This is a genomic window from Methylotenera mobilis JLW8 (assembly GCF_000023705.1).
In the GTDB taxonomy this organism is placed as follows: Bacteria; Pseudomonadota; Gammaproteobacteria; order Burkholderiales; family Methylophilaceae; genus Methylotenera; species Methylotenera mobilis.
This window is the reverse complement of sequence record NC_012968.1, coordinates 1,966,964-1,986,843: the sequence shown is the minus strand read 5'-3', so window position 1 is coordinate 1,986,843 and position 19,880 is coordinate 1,966,964. Positions and strand designations below refer to the sequence as shown.

The window sequence follows — 19,880 nt, the reverse complement described above, 5'->3', positions numbered from 1 at the left end:
CAGTGATAAAGTAATGCTACCTAAAAATGGTTTAGGACCATCATGGCAGATAATAAATTAGCACATCATTTTGAAGTATATTCCCAGTGGCGCAAGGCGCTAGTTGACACAATTTGTGACTACCGCAGCTGGTTAAATGAGCAAGAGCTCAATGATGCGCAAGTTGATCAGCGAATTCAACAGTTGCTGGATAGATTACGTGAAGATAAGTTGAATGTTGCGTTTGTGGCAGAGTTTTCACGTGGTAAATCTGAGTTAATTAATGCAATCTTCTTTGCAGGTTATGGCACGCGCCTGTTGCCTTCTAGCGCTGGTCGTACCACCATGTGCCCAACCGAGTTGCTCTACGATAAATCCAAACCAACATCAATTATGATGTTGCCGATCGAAACTCGCCTGTCTGATGCTACCACCTCTGAATATAAGCGTTATCCGGATGAGTGGAAGACAGTTACCTTTGATGTGGATTCAAACGAAAGCATGGTCAGTGCTTTTAAAGAGGTGAGCAGCACTAAAGCGGTTTCTCTGCAAGAAGCTGAAAAATACGGGCTGTATGACCCCAATAGCGCAGACGATGCGCTAAACATTAATAAAGACGGCACGATTGATGTGCCGTGCTGGCGCTACGCTATGATCAACTTCCCCCATCCTCTGCTGGAGCAGGGCTTGGTCATTCTAGATACCCCTGGCCTGAATGCGATTGGTACCGAGCCTGAGCTTACCCTTAATATGTTGCCTAATGCACACGCGGTGCTGTTTATTTTGGCGGCAGATACCGGTGTGACTAAGTCTGAGATTGATGTTTGGCGACAATACATCAGCGGTACACGCTGGAAGCAAAAAGGGCGCCTAGCGGTATTGAATAAGATTGACGGTTTGTGGGATGAATTAAAAGACGAAGCCGAGATTCAAGCTGAGCTTACGAAGCAAATTAAAACCAGTGCTGATTTGCTAGGTTTGGACACGAACCATATCTATCCAGTATCTGCACAAAAAGGTTTGCTGGCTAAAGTAAATAGCGATGAAGCGTTACTGGAAAAAAGCCGTGTGCTTGAGTTGGAAAGAGCGTTGTCGAATGAGCTGATTCCAGCCAAAAAAGAGATTGTGCGCGATAACACGCAAAATGAAATTGAAGACCTGATTGCTAACTCTCATGTGATTTTGGATGCAAGGTTCTCAGGTGTTAATGACCAATTGCTTGAGTTGCGTGGATTACGCGGTAAAAACGAAGACGTAGTCGAACACATGATGAATAAGGTCAAAGTTGATAAAGAAAACTTTGAGCAAGGTTTACAACGCTTTCAGGCATTGCGCAGCATCTTCTCTCAGCATACCAATCGCTTGTTTACCTTGTTGGGCATGGAGTCACTAAAAGCGCATGTGCATAGCACACGCCAGACGATGGTGGATGCCAGCTTTACCAAAACCATACGCCAGGCGATGGATAACTTCTTCAGTGAGTTGAAAACACGTTTAATTTCATCTGATGTACAAATTGATGAAATTAAACAAATGATGGACGTGATGTACGAGAAGTTCTCAAAAGAGCACGGTCTACGTAAATCTGAGCCGCCAGCATTTACGACTTTGCGCTATCAAAAAGAACTTTCTAAATTAGAGCGTGCATATAAAGAGCAGTTTAATACCGCGTTTAATATGATTGCACACGAAAAAATGACGCTAACCAGCAAGTTCTTTGAAACCTTGGCTAGCCGCGTGATTCATGTGTTTGAGGTAGCTAATCGTGATATTGAAAACTGGTTAAAAGCAGTCATCGCGCCTATGGAGTCTCAAGTGCGTGAACACCAGTTGCAGTTGCGTAGGCGCTTAGAAAGTATTAAGCGCATTTATAAGGCGACAGATACTTTAGAGGACAGGATTGCCGAGTTAGAGGCGATTGAGCGTAGTATTCAGGCGCAGCTAGACGATTTGAATGTACTGCGTATGCATATGCGTAATGCACTGGCATTTGAAGCAGAGCCATTGGCGACTGCGGCTGCTGCCTAGACGGTTAGTTAATAAAAAAGGCTGCGTGAGCAGCCTTTTTTATTGCTTGAAACCGGGTCGTTTTACTTTAGATATAGCAAGTTAGATATCGCAATTTAGTCTTAATAGCGATTTAACGACTCGCTAACATCAATGTTTTCATCTTCAACATCGCTTTTTGCTCAATTTGTCGAATGCGCTCAGCCGATACACCAAACTCATCTGCCAGTTCGTGCAGCGTTTTGCTGGCATCTTCCTGCAACCAGCGTGCTTCTACCACACGGCGGCTACGCTCATCCAAATGGTTAAGTGCAGAGGCCAAGCCTGTGGTTTCAGCCATTTCAAACTGTTTGGCTTCCAGCGCTTCAGGTGGCGTTAAGCTCTCGTCTTGCAGATAGGCAATTGGGCTGTAATGCTCTTCGCTGTCGTCATCAATGTTGCTTTCTAATGAAATCTCATGACCATTGAGGCGAGACTCCATTTCCAGTACTTCTTCTGGTTTTACATTCAGCTCGCGTGCAATATGGTCAATCTCACTGGTCTGCATCGTGTTGATGCCAGTTTTCATACTACGTAAGTTAAAAAATAACTTGCGCTGAGCCTTGGTCGTAGCGATTTTAACCAAGCGCCAGTTACGTACGATGTATTCGTGAATTTCTGCTTTAATCCAATGCATAGCAAATGACACCAAACGCACACCACGTTCAGGGTCAAAGCGTTTTACTGCCTTCATCAGGCCGATATTGCCTTCTTGGATTAGGTCGGCTTGTGGCAAGCCATAGCCCATGTAGCCGCGAGCGATACTCGCTACCAAACGTAGATGTGAAACAATCAACTGGCGCGCAGCCTCAAGATCATTTTCTTTTTTGAATCGGTTAGCGAGCGTAAGCTCCTCTTCAGCCGATAAAATAGGATAAGCTTTGATCGCTCTAGTGTATTGATCTAGACTGTCAGCTGCCGTTAATACAGGTACTGTTAAAGCATTAGTCATTCGTACTTACCTCTCCTTGATGAGTCATTTTAGCACTCTACGTTCGAGAGTGCTAGTGTAGGAAAGTTCAAACAGAATATCTGTTTAGTGACATTAAAGTTGGTAACGATTTTATTGAAGTTGGTTACTTCCTGGCATTGAAGTTGTTTACCAAATATTGCCAAAGCATTCTGGACTTCACCCGCTTGAGTAGACGTTTTCTAACTTCAACTTTGTAACTTCTCAAACATCATCGTGCTCAGTTGATTAAGATGGCTGTGGATCTGTTGGTGAAAACCAAAAACCCTCCATTATTGATAGAGGGTTTTTAGCTAGGGGGTTTCAATTTTCAGAATTATCTTACCAACAACTATGGCGAGATCTGTGCAGATGCTAAGCCTTCAATGTTGCCATATCAATCACAAAACGATACTTTACGTCGCCTTTGAGCATGCGCTCGTAAGCCACATTGATATCTTGAATTGCGATGATTTCGATATCAGAAGTGATGTTGTGTTCAGCACAAAAATCTAACATTTCTTGGGTTTCTTTAATGCCACCAATTAACGAGCCGGCAATTTGTCTGCGTTTAAAGATTAAACTGCCAATATTCGGTGAAGGATGTGCATGCTCTGGAACACCATTCAAGCACATTGTGCCGTCACGCTTTAATAACTCGGTAAATACATCTAAGTTATGTGCCGCAGCTACTGTGTTTAATATGAAATCAAAACTATTGAGATGCGCCTTCATCTCATCAGGGTTTTTAGAAATCACTACTTCGTCTGCGCCCAGTCGTTTTGCATCTTCAACTTTATTACTAGAAGTTGTAAATAACACAACGTGCGCACCCATGGCATGGGCAAGTTTTACTGCCATATGACCAAGACCGCCTAACCCAACAATACCCACTTTACTTCCAACACCTACTTTCCAGTGTTTTAATGGAGAGTAAGTCGTAATACCTGCACATAGCAAAGGTGCTACAGCAGCCAAATCCAGCTTATCTGAGATATGCAGAACAAAGTGTTCATCAACCACTATTTGGTTTGAGTAGCCGCCATAAGTTGTTTTTCCAGTATGTTTGTCAGGGCTGTTGTAAGTAAAAACTTCATGATCGCAGTATTGCTCTAGGCCATCTGCACAATCCGCGCAGACTCGACATGAGTCAACTAGGCATCCTACGCCAGCCAAGTCTCCTACTTTAAAAGTTTTAACCTCAGTACCTACACTCGTTACTCGACCAACGATTTCATGTCCTGGAACTACAGGATAGACAGAGTTTTGCCATTCATTCCTTGCCGTATGCAAATCTGAGTGACAAACACCACAAAATAAGATCTCTAGCTGCACATCTTTAGGACCAACTTCACGTCTTTCAAACTGAAAAAAAGATAATGGCTCTTTAGCAGAATGCGCTGCATAACTAATTGCTTTTGTCATTGACTACTCCTTTTAATTTACTAATCAACCATCATTGCTATATTGCTTTTACATTCGAAAACAAACAGAAATGACTATCCAGATATGAAATTCAGCCTACTCATCAAATTGAGTAAAGCTCATATTTATAAATCTATTATCCAGCAAGATTGGTAGTCAAATTATGGAATAATGGGGAATTAATAATTCCCCATTGTGGATTAAAGAAACATGCAAAATAAGCTTTAACCATTAAACTCTGTGATTATTAGGCATAGCTAAACTGTGAATTGCTCACCATCTTGTCCACGACTTCAATATACAAGTGAATCGCCACTAGTTTGTAGACGCTAATCAGTCGTTATATTCTAGATAACTTAGTATATGCGAAAGACTTTGTGCAAAATACCGATGTATTACACAGCGTAGCTGTTGTGAGGGATAATAGCGCCCACATCATTTTTTGCAATATTTTTGGAATTATTCCCTATGGAAATCAAGGTCAATTTTCTCGATAAGCTACGTTTGGAAGCTAAGTTCGATGACTTTACGGTGATTGCCGATCAGCCTATCCGCTATAAGGGCGATGGCTCGGCACCCGGTCCCTTTGATTACTTTTTGGCTTCGTCAGCGTTGTGTGCGGCTTATTTTGTGAAGTTGTACTGCAACACGCGCAACATTCCGACTGAGAATATCCGCCTATCGCATAACAATATTGTTGATCCGGAAAATCGCTACCAGCAGATTTTCAAAATCCAGATTGAACTGCCGACCGATATTTCTGAAAAAGACCGTATCGGTATTTTGCGTTCCATCGACCGTTGTACAGTGAAGAAAGTGGTGCAAGCCGGCCCCGAGTTTATCATTGAAGAGGTTGCGAATTTAGATGCCGATGCGCAGGCCTTGCTGACGGTGAACCCGACGACCGACACACAGACGTATATCACGGGCAAAGACTTACCATTAGAACAAACCATTGCCAATATGTCGGGAGTATTGGCTGCATTGGGTATTAAGATTGAAATCGCTTCCTGGCGCAATATCATTCCTAATGTGTGGTCGCTGCATATTCGTGATGCACATTCACCGATGTGTTTTACCAATGGCAAGGGGGCTACCAAGGAAAGCGCGTTGGCGTCGGCCTTGGGCGAGTATATCGAGCGCCTAAGCAATAACCATTTCTATGCTGGATCGTACTGGGGCGAAGATATTGCCAATGCCGAGTTTGTGCATTACCCGAACGAGCGCTGGTTTAAGCCTGGACGTAAAGATGCGTTGCCGAAGGAAATTCTCGATGAATACACGTTGGAAATCTACAATCCTGATGGCGAATTACGTGGCTCTCACCTGATCGATACTAATTCCGGCAATGTGGAGCGTGGTATCTGTTCGCTACCCTTTGTACGGCAGTCGGACGGCGAGACGGTTTATTTCCCGACTAACCTAGTTGAAAACCTTTACGTCAGCAATGGCATGAGTGCCGGTAACACGCTGGTGGAGGCGCAGGTTCAATGTCTGTCTGAGATTTTCGAACGTGCAGTCAAACGCGAAATTCTCGAAGGTGAAATCACCTTGCCGGATGTGCCGCAGGAAGTGCTGACGAAATACCCTGGCGTGGTAGCTGGGATTAAAGGTCTGGAGGAGCAAGGCTTCCCCGTGCTGGTCAAGGATGCCTCGCTAGGCGGGCAATATCCAGTGATGTGCGTTACTTTGATGAATCCACGCACCGGCGGTGTGTTTGCTTCATTTGGCGCGCACCCAAGTTTGGAAGTCGCGCTGGAACGCAGCCTGACTGAATTGTTGCAAGGCCGCAGTTTTGAGGGCCTTAATGATTTGCCACAGCCTACCTTTGCCAGCGAAGCGGTGACGGAGCCGAATAACTTTGTCGAACACTTTATTGATTCCAGCGGCGTTGTGTCTTGGCGCTTTTTTAGTGCTCAGTCGGACTATGAGTTTGTGGAATGGGATTTTGCTGGCCAAGGTGAAAATGCTAACACTGAAGAAGCCGCGACTATGTTTGGGATGTTGGCAAACATGGGCAAAGAAGCTTATGTAGCGGTATATGACCAGCTAGGCGCGACTGCTTGTCGCATCTTGGTGCCAGGTTATTCGGAGGTTTATCCGATAGAAGACTTGGTATGGGATAACACCAACAAGGCGCTATTGTTCCGTGAAGATATTTTGAATCTGCATAAGCTGGACGATGCTAGTTTGGAAGCGCTACTGGAGCGTTTAGAGACTAACGAGCTGGATGATTACGGCGATATTGCCACCTTAATTGGCATAGAGTTTGACGAGAATACGGATTGGGGTCAGCTCACGGTGTTGGAGTTGAAGCTGTTGACTCATCTCGCCTTGCAGCAATTTGAGGAGGCGCATGAGCTGGTAGGTGCTTTCTTACAGTACAACGACAACACGGTTGAGCGCGGATTGTTTTACCAAGCCATGAATGTGGTGCTGGAGGTGTTGCTGGACGACGAGTTGGAACTTAATGACTACGAGGTCAACTTCCGCCGCATGTTTGGTGATGAGCGGATGGACGCGGTGTTGGGCTCAGTAGACGGTAGTGTGCGCTTTTATGGCTTAACGCCAACCAGTATGAAACTGGAGGGCTTGGATAGACATCAGCGCCTAATCGACAGCTACACAAAGCTGCATACGGCGCGAGCTAAGATGGCAACGGTCGACCTCTGCCCTTAAAGTCACCCCAAGCGGACACTTATTAAATCTGGTTTTAATATCTACTCAATAAATGTATTTGATATATTTCTATATTTATGGAAATATAGATGGATGGATAACAAATCTGCAGTAATACTTCTCTCATCTATAGCGCAAGAGGCACGATTAGATATCTTCCGAACTTTGGTTCAAGCCGGTAGTGCTGGTTTGTCAGCGGGTAGTATTGCTGACAAGTTGAACATTCCTAACAGCACGCTATCGTTTCACTTAAAAGAGTTAAGTTATGCGGAGTTAGTTAACTCACGCCAAGAAAGCCGATTTATTTACTACTCAGCCAACTATCAGATGATGAATAATTTATTGGCTTATTTAACCGAAAATTGTTGTGTGGGTGAGCAAGCATGTTACCCAGACACAAGTTGCGACACTACACAAAAGGAGATTAAGTAATGAAACGTATACACCTACATATCTCTGTTGATAACTTAGCTAAAAGTATCAGTTTTTACAGCACACTTTTTGGTGCTTCGCCAACTGTAGAAAAAATTGACTATGCGAAATGGATGTTAGATGACCCATTAGTTAACTTTGCAATTAGCCAACGCGGTGCAAAAACAGGTTTAGATCATATTGGTATCCAAGCTGAAAACAGTGATGAGCTAGCCGAAATAAAAAACAGATTAGAAACAGCAGACATGGACATGCTAACGCAGGAAGGCACCACTTGCTGTTATACAAAATCAGACAAGCACTGGGTGCAAGATCCTTCAGGTATTGCATGGGAAACTTATCACACCCTCGAGAGCGCACCTACTTTTAACAACAATGCAGATGGAACTATTGAATCTGAGTCTGCTTGTTGTGCACCAACGTCGCAGAGTATTCAATTTATAAGTCGTATAGACAAATCAAAAAATTCAGATTTAGCAAAGTAATAAAAATGCAAATTACGTTTACTCAAAGAGTCGTAGCCGAATTTATAGGCACAGCCCTGTTGCTGGCAATCATTACAGGATCAGGCATTATGGGCGATACGCTTAGTGCAGGGAACGCCGCTGTAGCTTTGTTAGGTAACAGTATTGCCACTGGTTGCGGTTTATATGTTCTCATCAGCCTGTTAGGGCCAATATCAGGCGCACACTTTAATCCTGCAGTGAGTTTAGTGAGTTGGCGTCACGGTGAGCTGACATTAACTCAAACCCTTTCTTATATTGGCATGCAAGTAACAGGGGCAGTAGTTGGTGTCTGGCTTACGCATGTGATATTTGGCATGGATGTACTACAAACGTCTACGCATGATAGAAGTGGGCTACATCAAATGCTAAGTGAGTTAGTTTCTACATTAGTTCTGCTCAGCGTCATCAAGATTGGTGTGAAAAATACGCCTGAGAAAATTCCGATGCTCGTTGCGCTCACCGTTACCGCAGGTTATTGGTTCACATCCTCCACCTTCTTTGCTAATCCAGCAGTGACTGTCGCTAGAAGTTTGACTGATACTTTTGTTGGGATTGCACCTGTTGATATCGCGGGATTTATTTCAGCGCAACTCGCAGCGGTCTTGCTTATGTCGCTATTGATTGGAAAAAATAAATGAACATCCTATTTCTTTGCACCGGTAACTCTTGCCGATCCATCATTGCTGAGGCAACTTTCAACCACCTAGCACCTAGTGATATGCATGCCATGAGTGCAGGTAGCCAGCCTACCGGGGAGGTTCATCCTCGATCAATCACTCTGCTAAAGGCAAAAGGTATTGCAACAGAGGGCTACTCAAGTAAATCGTGGAATAACTTACCAGTTACGCCTGATATCGTGATTACGGTATGTGGTAATGCTGCCGGGGAAACCTGTCCAGCCTATTTAGGTAATGTATTAAGAGCACATTGGGGCGTGGATGATCCGGCAAAGGCAACGGGCACAGAGGAGCAAATAAACGCTAGCTTCGAGAGTGCGTATCAAATCTTAAAAGCCAGAATTGAAGCGTTCCTAGCATTAGCCCCAGAAGCGATTAAAGACCACAAAGTGCTGAAATCAGAGTTGGATAGCATTGCAAGCATAGTTTAATTGATCATGTTTTTTTAAAGGCTATACTGCTTTTATCACTTTAAATTTTATCGTCGTATTCCCGCCTGATTAGGCATGGCTTATTGGCGCTAAGCCTCTGGGTTACAGCGGCGCTCGTTCGTATTGCTGTTTTTATGGCAACTAAACGCACCTATCACCCTCTAACCTGAGTTGACGCATGATTCAACACTACTGTCGTTGAGTAAAACAAACAGAAAGTGGGGTATCAAAATGAAAACCATGAAAAAAACCGTTATGTGTTCATTATTGGCTATTGCCCTTCTGGGGATGGGCGGTTGCAGCAGTATGTCTACACGAGATAGAAACACTGCCATCGGTGCTGGTGTAGGTGCATTGGGCGGTGCTGTGCTTACTAATGGTAGCGCCTTAGGCACAATTGGTGGGGCAGCAGTTGGCGGCATTATCGGCAACCAAGTCAATACGAAGAAGAGATAAGCCCTAATCATTAGCCCAATCCTAAATTTTTCATTCACTTCGTGAGTTAAAACATTTAGTGACTCATCCAACACAGTTGCTGGATGATGGCTTTTTCTGGCCGATTTAACTGTAAATATTTATTTTAAACAAACAGTTATATGGGCGTGCCGGCGTGTAATCTATTGCCATTTATCCATTTCAATGTCTAATTTAATTTGATTTAAATGGGCTAGCGGTAATTGGGTGAATCGGTCTATCTTATTTTGTATAGATAGAAATGCTGCTTTAAAAACCTCTTTTTTACCCTCGAATGAGCCCTTGTGTAAGGTGGGGTCGTCAATCTCCCAATGCGCTTTTAGTGCGTCGTCTAACCATGTCGGCAAATGCTGATTGATAGAGCCATCGCCCAAAGTAATTAAAAAATTAATTTTAGGAGCATCGTGGTGTGAAAACTCATGCAGGTTTTTACTTCTCAGGTTGCTGATAGGATAATTGACGTTGTTTATTTGCTCTAGAGCGTAACGGTTTACAACACCCAACGGCTGCGCGCCTGCACTGTACGCCTTATAAACGCCATCACCCATCGTGTTGAAGAGGGCTTCAGCCATAATGCTCATCACTGAGTTATTTTTGTCTAAAACTAGCACATTGTAAGTTTTAATAATCATCTTCGTTGGTATGCTGACTCACTAGCGGTTTATAAATCACTCACAAAAAAAAGAGCGCTATGCGCGCTCAGAGGAGGAGTGGAGATAAGCTTTGTAGGCGGCATAATAATTGGCATTTGTTTCAGATTTATGAAGTTTAATTGACAACGATTAATTCAACTAGCTATCAAATCAGCCAGCTATGAAAAGTTTGTGCCGTAAATTAATCAGATATTTTGACTTCAGCCGACTAGTGGGTGATGTGCGCGTTTTTTGTTGCTCTCAGCCGCCGCTTAGCGCCTGAAAAATATAAACAGTTGCATCATCCGGTACGCGATCGGATAGATTTACTTTATCAATCACGATGTTGTGATTGATAGAAATGTTCACATGCCGGCGCAGGGCCCCATGATCATCCAGCACGTAATCGCTAAAGCCGGGAGCAATTTCGTTGATTCTCTGCAACACTTCGGCAATAGAACTGGCTGGTACGTTAATCACTTGGTTCTTTAGGTGCGGGAAGAACCGGTAAAGGTGCTGCGTCATTTCAACACGTGCCATGATATTTAGCCAAATCGTACTGAATATATGGGCGGAAAGTTGCTGCCTAAGCATTGCCATGTTTCACCACGGTCTTCTGACAGATAAACATTTCCCGTGGTGGTGCCAAAGCATAGATAATCGCCAGATACATCAAGCCCATGTCGCAGTACGATGTCGTAGGCGTTATGTTGCGGCAGGCCTGTTCTAAACGTTTGCCATGTCTGTCCGCCATCGGATGTACGTGCGACGAATATGCCGCCATCAATTGCCATACGCGCTGAGTCTGCACTGGCCGGTACTACCCATGCGGTATGACCGTCATGCGCATCGGCGGCAATGGCGAAACCAAAGTTTACTCCCAGCTCGGGTATGCTGACTTTTTTCCAGCTTTTTGCACCGTTATCGCTGTAAAAAATCCCACAGTGATTTTGCTGCCATAGATGTTCCGGCTGCTCTTTGCAACTAGTCACGAAATGCGGGTCATGCCCCCACTCTGATTCAGGGTCTGGCATATAGTCATTCAGCATGCCACGGCTCCTGCTTTGCCAGGTTTGGCCGCTGTTAGTGCTTTCGATAACGCCCGCAGTGGATACTGCCACATAGAGATGGTTTTGATTGTGTGGGTTAACAATAATTGAGTGTATGCCAGGCTCGAATATGCCGTAATCAATACTCGCCGGCGTGCCATTCCATTGGTTTTCAGAGGTTGCATCACCAGCGAACAAGTCACCACCGCGGCTAGGGTGGTTCCATAGTGGTTTATTGAGCTCCCAATTGTCACCGTCATCATTGCTCACAAACAAACCGCCGGGGATAGTGCCTGCGTATAGCCTGCCTGGTTGCTTGGCGCTGCCAAATGCAATATTCCAGATTTTAAGCAGGGATGCGTTGGCATATTCTGGTTGCGAGGATGGTGACTCCGGGTTGAAGTCTGGGGTGGGCAGGTATTTCACGATATACCGCGCGCCTTGGGGATATTTGAGAGAGGTTAGGTCGGCCCATGTTGCTCCGTCGTCGCGAGAGCGAGATAGCTTGGGCCCCCAGTGTCCATGATCTAAAGATGCCCATAAAGTACCATCGCGCGGGTCTCGTGCTGCGTAACAGACCGGAATGCCCGCATGGGCGATTGGGCGTGGTCGCCAGTCAGCGTTGATGCGGTCAAAGATGATGGTGCCCTTGCGAGTGCCGAGTAAAATCAAATCAGACATTGAATTACCTCCTCACTTACACTACTTCATTCGAAATATATAACTTTAGAGACAGCGCTGAGCGCAATAAATTGTAATTCAAAAGCAAGTGATAGGGAAAAATTACATATGAAGTGAAATGAAATCCTCAGTGGGAGGGGCTGTCAGATATAACCCATAATTAAAGTAGGGAGCCCCCATTAAAGAGCTAGATGACCGCTGCTTAATTACCTAGTTTTATATTTACACGTGGTTAGTTACTTACCATCGAGTCTGTTGTTCATCTGATACCCTTCGTTACATTTTTTCTATTCTGATTTTGTCATGAAGATGCGTTTATCAAAAAATGCTGAAGTCCAAGAGTTGTCATTAATGTATTTGCGTGAGATGTAATAAAAAAGCCCTGAAAATTAGGGCTTTTTATATGCGGGACAGGTGACGGTAGCGTTATAGTGCGCGACGACGACGTGCTACAAAACCAATTAAACCTATACCGACTAACATCATGGCATAGGTGTTAGCTTCTGGCACGGCAGATACGCTTACATTGTCCAATGAACCACCATAACTATCACTTTGACCAACAGCAGTGAACATCAACTTAGTATTGGAGCTAACTGCAGTAAATGTATAGGAGTAGTTTTCCCAAACGTTGCCTGTGTTGGCAGCGCCGTTACCCGTTGCAACACCTCCAACAATATTGCCTACATTTAATCTAATACCATTAGAGCCGGTGCCAACACCTTCTCTTGGCGAGTATGCAAAGTTTAGGCTATATGTTTGCCCTGCGGTTGTATTAAGATATTGCCAGATAGAGCTATTTCTAGTGGTGTCTAGCTCTACATAGTAGTTACCATCCAATGCCACACCAGCAACGTTGTTGCGTATTTCAACGCCATTGTTGGCTACTGACCAGCCCGGCAGGCTAGAAAGAATATCCCAACTGTTAGTTAATGGGCTGTGAGGAGTAATGTCTTCAAAGCTACCATTAACAACTAGATTGGTTGTCGTGGCTTGTGCTGAAAAAGCCACTGTTGAAGCAAACATGGCGGCTAATAGCGTAGTAGTTTTCATATTCTTTACACCCGTAAAATAAATCATTCAAGATTTCACGGGCAAATATTAGCATTGCGAGCGATTCGTCCCAATAGTCCGATGAGACTAACTCAATAGGGTGGTTGGATGTATTTTGAGTGCTTTTAGATGGTTATTGAAGGGGTGGTAGTAATCTTTTGCGAAACATAGGTATAAGCAGTGCTGCAATACAGATGCCGACGGCATCCGCAATAAGATCATCAAATCCAGGGTGGCGGCCAGGCACGAATATCTGGTGGATTTCATCCGCAATACCTAGTGTTATTGTGCCCAATATAATGATTGGGATAGATAGTCTGGTAAATGCCAATCCAGCTAAAGTTGCAGTCGAGCCGTAAAATAATAAATGCACGACTTTATCCCATGGTGGTGGGAATAGTTTGCCAGATCCCGGTTGATGTCCACCAATGAATAGTGCGGCGGTCAATGTTATTAGGAGAATCAGCGCTACTGTACTGACTCTCTTTGCGTTAATACGCACTTTTTTGGCCTTTGAAAAATACTACCCAAACAGTTTTGAAAATAATGTATAAATCTAAGCGCGTACTCCAGTTGCGTAGATACTCAATGTCATAGTCAATGCGAGCTTGCATCTTGTCCAAGGTCTCGGTCTCGCCACGCAATCCGTTAACTTGTGCCCAGCCGGTAATGCCGGGTTTAACTTTATGCCGAATCATGTAACCTGTAATGAGTTTCCGATACATTTCGTTATGCGATACCGCATGGGGACGTGGGCCCACAATGCTCATGCGCCCTTGCAATACATTTACAAACTGAGGTAGTTCATCTAATGAAGTTTTTCTGATGAAATTACCAAACTTAGTAATACGTTGATCATTTCTTGTGGCTTGTGCAACATGCTCGCCATTGTCACATGTAGTCATTGAGCGAAATTTGTAGACTAATATTTCTTCACCATCTAGACCATAGCGTCTTTGTTTAAAAACAATCGGACCAGGTGAGCTTAGTTTGACCCCGACAGCAACTATTAGTAATAGCGGTGAAATGAGCAATATAATGATTGAAGTAAGTAGTATGTCTGTAATCCGCTTGATTAAACCATTGATTCCTGTAAACGGCGTTTCACGCACTGCCACTATCGGCATGCCATTAATTTCGCCGATTTTGCTTTGTATCAAGTCCGTTAGAAATATGTCTGGTACAAAATAAATAGAGGCGGTGGTATCTTTTAGTTCGTCCAGTAATTTGATAATACGTGGCTGGCTTGCCATCGGTAGCGATAAATAAATGACATTAATTTGATTCTCTTTAATGTAGGCAAGTAAGTCATTGAAGTTGCCTAAAATAGGATAGTTCAACTCTGTTGAATGCCTGTCGATTTGGCGATCCTCAAAAAAGCCCATCAGCTCAGTGAGGTGATATTGGCTCTCTTCTAACTTTTTGGCGAGATGAATGCCTCTAGTGTTAACACCTACAATCACAGCACGTTTGGTTTCACCTTGTAATTTAACAATGGTAGGGGCGAATGCTTTTAGTAAGATTGCACCAATAATTTGTACAATTGGCGTGATGGTCAACCATGCAATTATTGTGTTGCTGTAAAAGTCATCAATATAGCCGGTGACTATTCCTAGAGATACCAAAATGGTCGTTAATATAAACCATGAAAAGAGCAGCTTTCTGGCGGACTCCATCATTGATTGTTCAATTTTTGGGTTGCTTGGGTAAGTAAGCGAGAAGGCAATAATTGATAAAATCAGGTAGGTTGGGTGTAGATGACCCTCAATGATAAAAGCTGAGCACCACAAGGTAAGTGCTGCCAGCACGGGGTCCATCATAATCTCTATGATTTGGAGTATGTTGTCTCTTGATAAAGCGATGCCAGATAGTTTGTTATTTGTGAAGTTTGTTTTTACAGGCATTATTGAGTCTGGTACATCCGATTAAATTGCGTTACAGCTTGCGCTCGATTAAGTACGTCTAGTTTTTTGAGTATGCGCTGCATGTGATTTTTCACGGTAAAGGAACTGATGTCAAGAATTATCCCGATTTCCTGGTTCGTTTTTCCAGCTTTCACCCACTCCATAATACTAATTTCTCTCTCCGATAAAATGCCGGTAACTTGATTGTCATCGATAGTTTTTTCTGGCTCTACTTCTGGCAGTTGTTCAGGCAAGTGCTCAAGTTGCCTGAGCGAATTGTCTATAAACGGTAGTAGCATGGTGAGGGACTTCTTATAATTAGATGAGTTATTTGTTTCGCTACTTAAAAAAACATATAAACAATCATGCCCCCCCCTGAGATCTTTGATGCCGTGAATATGCGCAGATTGCATGGTACTTAAGTTAATATTTGCTTCGTGATGAGCAATTTGGTGGTCGTGGAAAATTCCCTTATCTACATTCATGGTAATAGGGGCTTTTGAATGGTGCTTCCAGTATTGAAATAAGTCCGTCATCAGGTTGGTGAGGTCCGTACTTGTTACCTTACCTGTTCTTACGCCGGGCAATAACGAGACAATGTCCACGTATAGAATCCCTAATGTAAAATCCCCCCAAGCTGCAATCATTACTTCATGTTTGACGAATCTTTGAAATAAGTCACCTTGTAGCCATAGCATCAAATCAAGGTGAGAGTTTAAATGCAGGCATTGGTACATCAAAGTATTTAAGTCGCCGTGACGACGATCGCTCAAAATTAAACCTGTATCCATTAGTTTTGCCGTATTGTTTTAATAAACTTTGATTGGGACGATTGCCAACTTACCTGTCAGGACGGTATGCAAATTTTGATTATTTGATGAGTGTTAAAATGTAATTACAAGTTTGGATCATTGTATTTATATGAATAACTTAAATTGGCCATAAATGCTTCTTTAGCATGGTTAAAAATTCTAATTTTTGTATAACTCAATAACTCTCAGTGTAGATGGTATATGTATTTATAATGGATGCAATAGTCCAATTAGACTATTGTAAATTCTTATCCAAAACGCGTAACCTCCCATAATGTAGTGATAGGTGGGTAAAAAAGCTGTAAATAGCTGTTGATGACAGTGTGCTGATTGAAAAGTTGATGGAATGTAATGGCGAAAAATTTTTTACATAATTACCCGGATTTACTTTGCTTAGGCAAAGCGGATCAGTACGTAGATGAAATCTGCGACATGTTTAACCAAAATAAAATTTTTGGCGGGTTTGACTATGATGAAGCCAAGATTCTATGTGGTTATATGCAATGTTATGCAGCTCCTAGAGGCTATAAGGTAATGAACGAGGGTGATGAAGGTGACTTTATGCTACTGGTGCTGAGTGGCGAGGTTGTGGTGAGAAAGAATATGGATGGTATGGATAACCAGTACCTGGTTGAGGTTAAAGCGGGAGGCGTAGTCGGAGAGATGGGGTTTGTTGACAGTAATGTGCGATTTGCTAGTTGTGTTACCACCATGCCCACGGATTTTGCTGTGATGACTAGGGCTACTTTGAACGACCTGTTGCTTCAGCATCCGCGTATGGCGAATAAGTTGCTCTTGAAATTACTTCAGGTCATGGGCGCTCGCATACGTGAGACTGTTACACGTCTCATTCCCGAGCACTTCGGTGTTACAAAATGATGTTGGAGCTGATTTGATAACAAATTTACTTAGCAGCAAACTAAAGCTTGTCTTGTTTGCTGTTTTCTTCTCGCCTGTTCTTGTTTTCGCTGATGAGCAGGATGTGTTTAACGTGATTGCGGGGGTTAACCGTCAATATGATAACAACCTGTTTCGCACATCCGCATCAGAACAATCAGACCAGATAACAACGAGCTTTGCTGGTATTCGTGTTGATAAACCTTATTCGCTACAGCGCTTTAAGTTTGATCTTACGCAAACAGCCTACCGTTACCAAAAAGCTGATTATCTTGATTTTGATGCAACGGAATACAAAGCTGCTTGGCTATGGGCGTTAACGCCTTATTTAACGGGTAATTTATCTGCCAATCGCGCGCAGTCTCTGAATAGTTTTACAGATTACACTAATCAGAAGCTGCAAAATATCCGCACTACGGAAACACGGCGCTTTGATGCAGATTGGTCCCCATATGGCAATTGGCATTTATTGGCAGGCCTAACGCATTACACATTAGAAAATGGTCAAGTATTTCAAGCCGAGTCTGATTATACGCAAAACTCAGTAGATGCTGGGGTTAAGTATGTTTACCGATCAGGTACGACTACTAGCCTGATTATGCATGATAAAAAAGGTGTCTACGATAATCGCGCACTAAATGCTTCCAACTTAAGTGATACTGGCTTTGATGAGCGTGAGGTTGAAGCTGGTCTTAATTGGATTTTATCTGGCAAATCGCGTCTGGATGTTAAAGCATCGTATGTGGATCGCAATCACGACCACTTTTCTCAGCGTGATTACGCACGGCCGGCTGGTAGTGTGATTTTTGTTTGGACCCCTACTGGCAAAATAAAAGTAAGCGTTAATGCCTCTCGTCAGGTTGCTAGCTTTCAAACTAACTACAGTAGTTATACAACAAGAGATACCTTGATGTTATCTCCAACTTGGGCGATTACTAACAAAATTAATATACAGGCTAGCGCCGGCATTGCTAGGCGTAGTTTTGACGGCCAAAGCGTAGTCGCCAACACTGATCGCGAAGACACAGAGAAGTCTGTAAGTTTGGGTGTAAATTGGACGCCGTTACGCAGTGTGACTATAGGTGCTAACTTGCAGCATAGCAAGCGTGACTCATCTCTGCAAAATTTTGACTATAAAGACACAGCCGCATCAATCTCCTCACAGTTGTTTTTTTAGAGAATCGTTGCGTTTTTATGTTTGAGTTTATGAACAATAGTCCAATTGGGCTATATGCATGGGGTTGATATAAAGTAAAAATAGCCGAGACATGCAATCAAGACTTAAATTTTGATTTCTGAAATATTTTCATCACTTCAAAGTTTCTTGTCGTTATAAATGAGGAAAAACGGATGCAAGAACTAATCGAGGCCAAAAAGCAGGTGTTAGCGAATATGGGAAGTGCTAATATTCGAATGTTTGCGCTTGTTGTGTTGGTTGCAATGGCACTGCAAATGACTGCCTGTAATAAAAAAGACAATAGCGCTGCTAGAGCGAGCCAAACCATTGCGCGTGTCAATGGCGATGAAATTACCGTGCATCAGGTCAATAATGAGTTGCAACGAGCGAATGTCAAGCCAGAGCAGCAAGAGGCTGCAGCAAAACAAATCGTACAAGCGTTAATTGATCGTCAAGTGCTTGTGCAAGCCGCGATTGATGCAAAGATGGATCGTAATCCGCGTGTTGTGCAAGCCATAGAAAGCGCAAAAGCGCAAATTTTGGCTCAAGCTTATATAGATGAAAAATTATCTCAAGTGGCTAAGGTAACCGTTGCTGATATTGCGCAATATAAGACCACACATGCGGATGTTTTCGCAGACCGTAAAATGTACTTGATGGATGAGCTGTCACTACCATTAGATGCGTATAGTGCTGAGCTCAATGCGGTTGCGGACAAGGCTAAATCTATGGCTGAAATTATGCAGTGGCTTGATGAGCATGGCGTTAAATACAACCATCAGCAGGTTGCACATGCCTCTGAAACGCTACCGTCACCGTTGCTAGCTGAGCTTAGTAAAATGAAATTACAGGATATTATTTTTATCCGCGCTCGGCAAGGTAATGTTATTGCGCAGATTTTGCAGATTAAGAATGCGCCTGCAGCGGACGATGATACAAAAAAACAAGTCGAGCAATTAATCATTGCTGAAAAACGCAAAGCTATCATTGAGGCTGAAATGAAGCGGTTGCATGAGGCAGCTAAAGTAATTTACTTGGATAGAAAGTTTGAACCAGCTGCGTTAAGTGATAAGCCACCAGCCTTTAAAAAGCCTCAGATAGAAACTGCTGAAGCGGTTTCTACGCCAAAGTCAGAGTCGGCAACAAATAAGCCAGCTGCAAATATTGAAAAAGGCTTATCTGGGCTTTAGCCACAATGCAAAAGTTAAATATGGGCAATATTATCTCTATGAACCCCTATTTTGATAATATAGCTTTACATGAACATATAAGGAATAAGATGCGACACCTAGTTATTGGCATTATGGCGTTATGCTTGAATTTGATGCTGCAACCTGTAATGGCGGCGCAATCATCTTATCAATTAGGCGCGGGTGACGTACTCAAAATTGGCGTGCACAATAATCCTGACTTATCACTTGATACCCGCGTCTCTGAAGCTGGTGTGATTTCATTTCCACTGATTGGCGAGGTGTCTGTTGGTGGTTTAACAACCAATGAAGCTGAAAAGAAAATCGCATCAATGTTAGCAAGTGGCGGTTTTATCATGCAGCCGCAAGTGAATATCTTGGTGATGCAATTTCAGAGCGCTATGGTTTCCGTGTTGGGTGGCGTGAACAAGCCGGGGCGTTACGCACTTGAGCGCTCCACTAACTTAACAGAAATTTTAGCTATTGCTGGCGGTATTGCCCCCAATGGCGCTGATACTGTAGTGCTAAATACTGTGCGTGAAGGCATGCCTGCGCATATTGAAGTTGATATTGATAAAGCCTTACGTAAAGGCACAGATGAAGCTAGTGTGGTGCTTTTAAGCGGTGATGTGATTTACGTATCTCGTGTACCTTTAATCTACATTTATGGTGAAGTACAACGCCCAGGTACTTTTCGCATGGAGCGTGATATGACCGTGATTCAAGCGCTAGCGCAAGGCGGCGGCCCAACAATTCGTGGTACGCAAAGAGGTATTAAGTTGCATCGCCGCAACTTAGATGGGGATGTGATGGAGTTTAGCCCTGACCTCACTGAAAAAGTGCAGCCAGATGATGTGCTATATGTAAAAGAAAGCTTGTTCTAGGTA

Annotated in this window: 20 protein-coding genes; 11 read left to right on the top strand and 9 right to left on the bottom strand. The window is 43.4% G+C overall.

Going from position 1 to position 19,880, the window contains the following annotated elements; translation table 11 throughout:
• The first annotated feature begins 42 nt into the window (after window positions 1-42).
• Window positions 43-2,007, top strand: coding sequence for a dynamin family protein (locus MMOL_RS09195; protein WP_015832754.1), 1,965 nt, complete (start codon window positions 43-45; stop codon window positions 2,005-2,007).
• Between the two features lie 112 nt (window positions 2,008-2,119).
• On the opposite strand, the gene rpoH is transcribed toward MMOL_RS09195, so the two are convergent.
• Window positions 2,120-2,977 (bottom strand): RNA polymerase sigma factor RpoH, encoded by an 858-nt coding sequence (gene rpoH / locus MMOL_RS09190; RefSeq protein WP_015832753.1) that lies wholly within the window; start codon window positions 2,975-2,977, stop codon window positions 2,120-2,122.
• Between the two features lie 372 nt (window positions 2,978-3,349).
• On the bottom strand, window positions 3,350-4,399 hold the full coding sequence (locus MMOL_RS09185; RefSeq protein WP_015832752.1) for an NAD(P)-dependent alcohol dehydrogenase: 1,050 nt from the start codon (window positions 4,397-4,399) through the stop codon (window positions 3,350-3,352).
• Between the two features lie 468 nt (window positions 4,400-4,867).
• On the opposite strand from MMOL_RS09185, the gene MMOL_RS09180 reads away from it, so the two are divergent.
• From MMOL_RS09180 to MMOL_RS09155, 6 genes are all read left to right on the top strand, one after another.
• Entirely contained in the window at window positions 4,868-7,078 is a 2,211-nt protein-coding gene (locus MMOL_RS09180; RefSeq protein ID WP_015832751.1) for an OsmC domain/YcaO domain-containing protein, read from the top strand.
• 93 nt (window positions 7,079-7,171) lie between these two features.
• The gene (locus MMOL_RS09175) at window positions 7,172-7,510 is read left to right on the top strand and encodes an ArsR/SmtB family transcription factor (protein WP_015832750.1); all 339 of its coding nucleotides are present in this window, start codon (window positions 7,172-7,174) and stop codon (window positions 7,508-7,510) included.
• On the top strand, window positions 7,510-7,995 hold the full coding sequence (locus MMOL_RS09170; protein WP_015832749.1) for an ArsI/CadI family heavy metal resistance metalloenzyme: 486 nt from the start codon (window positions 7,510-7,512) through the stop codon (window positions 7,993-7,995). Before MMOL_RS09175 ends, MMOL_RS09170 begins: the two co-directional genes overlap by 1 nt.
• Window positions 7,996-8,000: 5 nt before the next feature.
• Entirely contained in the window at window positions 8,001-8,654 is a 654-nt protein-coding gene (locus tag MMOL_RS09165) for an aquaporin (RefSeq protein WP_015832748.1), read from the top strand.
• Window positions 8,651-9,124: an arsenate reductase ArsC gene (locus tag MMOL_RS09160; RefSeq protein WP_015832747.1), complete on the top strand. Its 474-nt coding sequence runs from the start codon at window positions 8,651-8,653 to the stop codon at window positions 9,122-9,124. Before MMOL_RS09165 ends, MMOL_RS09160 begins: the two co-directional genes overlap by 4 nt.
• Window positions 9,125-9,364: 240 nt before the next feature.
• Window positions 9,365-9,580, top strand: a complete 216-nt coding sequence (locus MMOL_RS09155) for a glycine zipper 2TM domain-containing protein (RefSeq protein WP_238524372.1) — start codon at window positions 9,365-9,367, stop codon at window positions 9,578-9,580.
• A 161-nt stretch (window positions 9,581-9,741) separates the two neighbouring features.
• On the opposite strand, the gene MMOL_RS09150 is transcribed toward MMOL_RS09155, so the two are convergent.
• The 7 genes from MMOL_RS09150 to epsA form a co-directional block, all read right to left on the bottom strand.
• A complete protein-coding gene (locus MMOL_RS09150) occupies window positions 9,742-10,230 on the bottom strand; it encodes an arsenate reductase/protein-tyrosine-phosphatase family protein (protein ID WP_015832745.1) in 489 nt (162 codons plus the stop codon).
• Between the two features lie 261 nt (window positions 10,231-10,491).
• Window positions 10,492-10,770: a ubiquitin family protein gene (locus MMOL_RS09145; protein WP_015832744.1), complete on the bottom strand. Its 279-nt coding sequence runs from the start codon at window positions 10,768-10,770 to the stop codon at window positions 10,492-10,494.
• Window positions 10,771-10,775: 5 nt separating this feature from the next.
• Window positions 10,776-11,960 carry a WD40/YVTN/BNR-like repeat-containing protein gene (locus tag MMOL_RS09140; protein WP_015832743.1) on the bottom strand — a complete coding sequence of 395 codons (1,185 nt, stop codon included), beginning with the start codon at window positions 11,958-11,960 and terminating at the stop codon, window positions 10,776-10,778.
• 426 nt (window positions 11,961-12,386) lie between these two features.
• Entirely contained in the window at window positions 12,387-13,013 is a 627-nt protein-coding gene (locus MMOL_RS09135) for an FxDxF family PEP-CTERM protein (protein ID WP_049764486.1), read from the bottom strand.
• 133 nt (window positions 13,014-13,146) lie between these two features.
• Complete coding sequence (locus MMOL_RS09130) at window positions 13,147-13,515, bottom strand: VanZ family protein (protein WP_015832741.1); 369 nt, start codon at window positions 13,513-13,515, stop codon at window positions 13,147-13,149.
• Window positions 13,505-14,833, bottom strand: a complete 1,329-nt coding sequence (locus MMOL_RS09125; protein WP_238524371.1) for an undecaprenyl-phosphate glucose phosphotransferase — start codon at window positions 14,831-14,833, stop codon at window positions 13,505-13,507. Before MMOL_RS09125 ends, MMOL_RS09130 begins: the two co-directional genes overlap by 11 nt.
• 83 nt (window positions 14,834-14,916) lie before the next feature.
• The gene (epsA, locus tag MMOL_RS09120) at window positions 14,917-15,708 is read right to left on the bottom strand and encodes an XrtB/PEP-CTERM-associated transcriptional regulator EpsA (RefSeq protein ID WP_015832739.1); all 792 of its coding nucleotides are present in this window, start codon (window positions 15,706-15,708) and stop codon (window positions 14,917-14,919) included.
• A gap of 372 nt (window positions 15,709-16,080) precedes the next feature.
• On the opposite strand from epsA, the gene MMOL_RS09115 reads away from it, so the two are divergent.
• The 4 genes from MMOL_RS09115 (at window position 16,081) to epsE (ending at window position 19,877) form a co-directional block, all read left to right on the top strand.
• A complete protein-coding gene (locus MMOL_RS09115; protein ID WP_015832738.1) occupies window positions 16,081-16,608 on the top strand; it encodes a cyclic nucleotide-binding domain-containing protein in 528 nt (175 codons plus the stop codon).
• Between the two features lie 13 nt (window positions 16,609-16,621).
• Window positions 16,622-17,803 (top strand): XrtB/PEP-CTERM-associated polysaccharide biosynthesis outer membrane protein EpsL, encoded by a 1,182-nt coding sequence (gene epsL / locus MMOL_RS09110; protein ID WP_238524370.1) that lies wholly within the window; start codon window positions 16,622-16,624, stop codon window positions 17,801-17,803.
• A gap of 173 nt (window positions 17,804-17,976) precedes the next feature.
• Complete coding sequence (locus tag MMOL_RS09105; protein WP_015832736.1) at window positions 17,977-18,993, top strand: EpsD family peptidyl-prolyl cis-trans isomerase; 1,017 nt, start codon at window positions 17,977-17,979, stop codon at window positions 18,991-18,993.
• A gap of 89 nt (window positions 18,994-19,082) precedes the next feature.
• Window positions 19,083-19,877, top strand: a complete 795-nt coding sequence (gene epsE / locus MMOL_RS09100) for a polysaccharide export protein EpsE (RefSeq protein ID WP_015832735.1) — start codon at window positions 19,083-19,085, stop codon at window positions 19,875-19,877.
• Window positions 19,878-19,880 lie beyond the last annotated feature (3 nt).

Coding starts and splice junctions, on each gene's coding strand:
- MMOL_RS09105 (WP_015832736.1), top strand. CDS start 17,977: ATGCAAGAACTAATCGAGGCCAAAAAGCAGGTGTTAGCGAATATGGGA.
- rpoH (WP_015832753.1), bottom strand. CDS start 2,977: ATGACTAATGCTTTAACAGTACCTGTATTAACGGCAGCTGACAGTCTA.
- MMOL_RS09165 (WP_015832748.1), top strand. CDS start 8,001: ATGCAAATTACGTTTACTCAAAGAGTCGTAGCCGAATTTATAGGCACA.
- MMOL_RS09155 (WP_238524372.1), top strand. CDS start 9,365: ATGAAAAAAACCGTTATGTGTTCATTATTGGCTATTGCCCTTCTGGGG.
- MMOL_RS09115 (WP_015832738.1), top strand. CDS start 16,081: ATGGCGAAAAATTTTTTACATAATTACCCGGATTTACTTTGCTTAGGC.
- MMOL_RS09175 (WP_015832750.1), top strand. CDS start 7,172: ATGGATAACAAATCTGCAGTAATACTTCTCTCATCTATAGCGCAAGAG.
- MMOL_RS09140 (WP_015832743.1), bottom strand. CDS start 11,960: ATGTCTGATTTGATTTTACTCGGCACTCGCAAGGGCACCATCATCTTT.
- MMOL_RS09195 (WP_015832754.1), top strand. CDS start 43: ATGGCAGATAATAAATTAGCACATCATTTTGAAGTATATTCCCAGTGG.
- MMOL_RS09125 (WP_238524371.1), bottom strand. CDS start 14,833: ATGATGGACCCCGTGCTGGCAGCACTTACCTTGTGGTGCTCAGCTTTT.
- MMOL_RS09145 (WP_015832744.1), bottom strand. CDS start 10,770: ATGGCACGTGTTGAAATGACGCAGCACCTTTACCGGTTCTTCCCGCAC.
- MMOL_RS09180 (WP_015832751.1), top strand. CDS start 4,868: ATGGAAATCAAGGTCAATTTTCTCGATAAGCTACGTTTGGAAGCTAAG.
- MMOL_RS09185 (WP_015832752.1), bottom strand. CDS start 4,399: ATGACAAAAGCAATTAGTTATGCAGCGCATTCTGCTAAAGAGCCATTA.
- MMOL_RS09160 (WP_015832747.1), top strand. CDS start 8,651: ATGAACATCCTATTTCTTTGCACCGGTAACTCTTGCCGATCCATCATT.
- MMOL_RS09135 (WP_049764486.1), bottom strand. CDS start 13,013: ATGAAAACTACTACGCTATTAGCCGCCATGTTTGCTTCAACAGTGGCT.
- epsE (WP_015832735.1), top strand. CDS start 19,083: ATGCGACACCTAGTTATTGGCATTATGGCGTTATGCTTGAATTTGATG.
- MMOL_RS09150 (WP_015832745.1), bottom strand. CDS start 10,230: ATGATTATTAAAACTTACAATGTGCTAGTTTTAGACAAAAATAACTCA.
- epsA (WP_015832739.1), bottom strand. CDS start 15,708: ATGGATACAGGTTTAATTTTGAGCGATCGTCGTCACGGCGACTTAAAT.
- MMOL_RS09170 (WP_015832749.1), top strand. CDS start 7,510: ATGAAACGTATACACCTACATATCTCTGTTGATAACTTAGCTAAAAGT.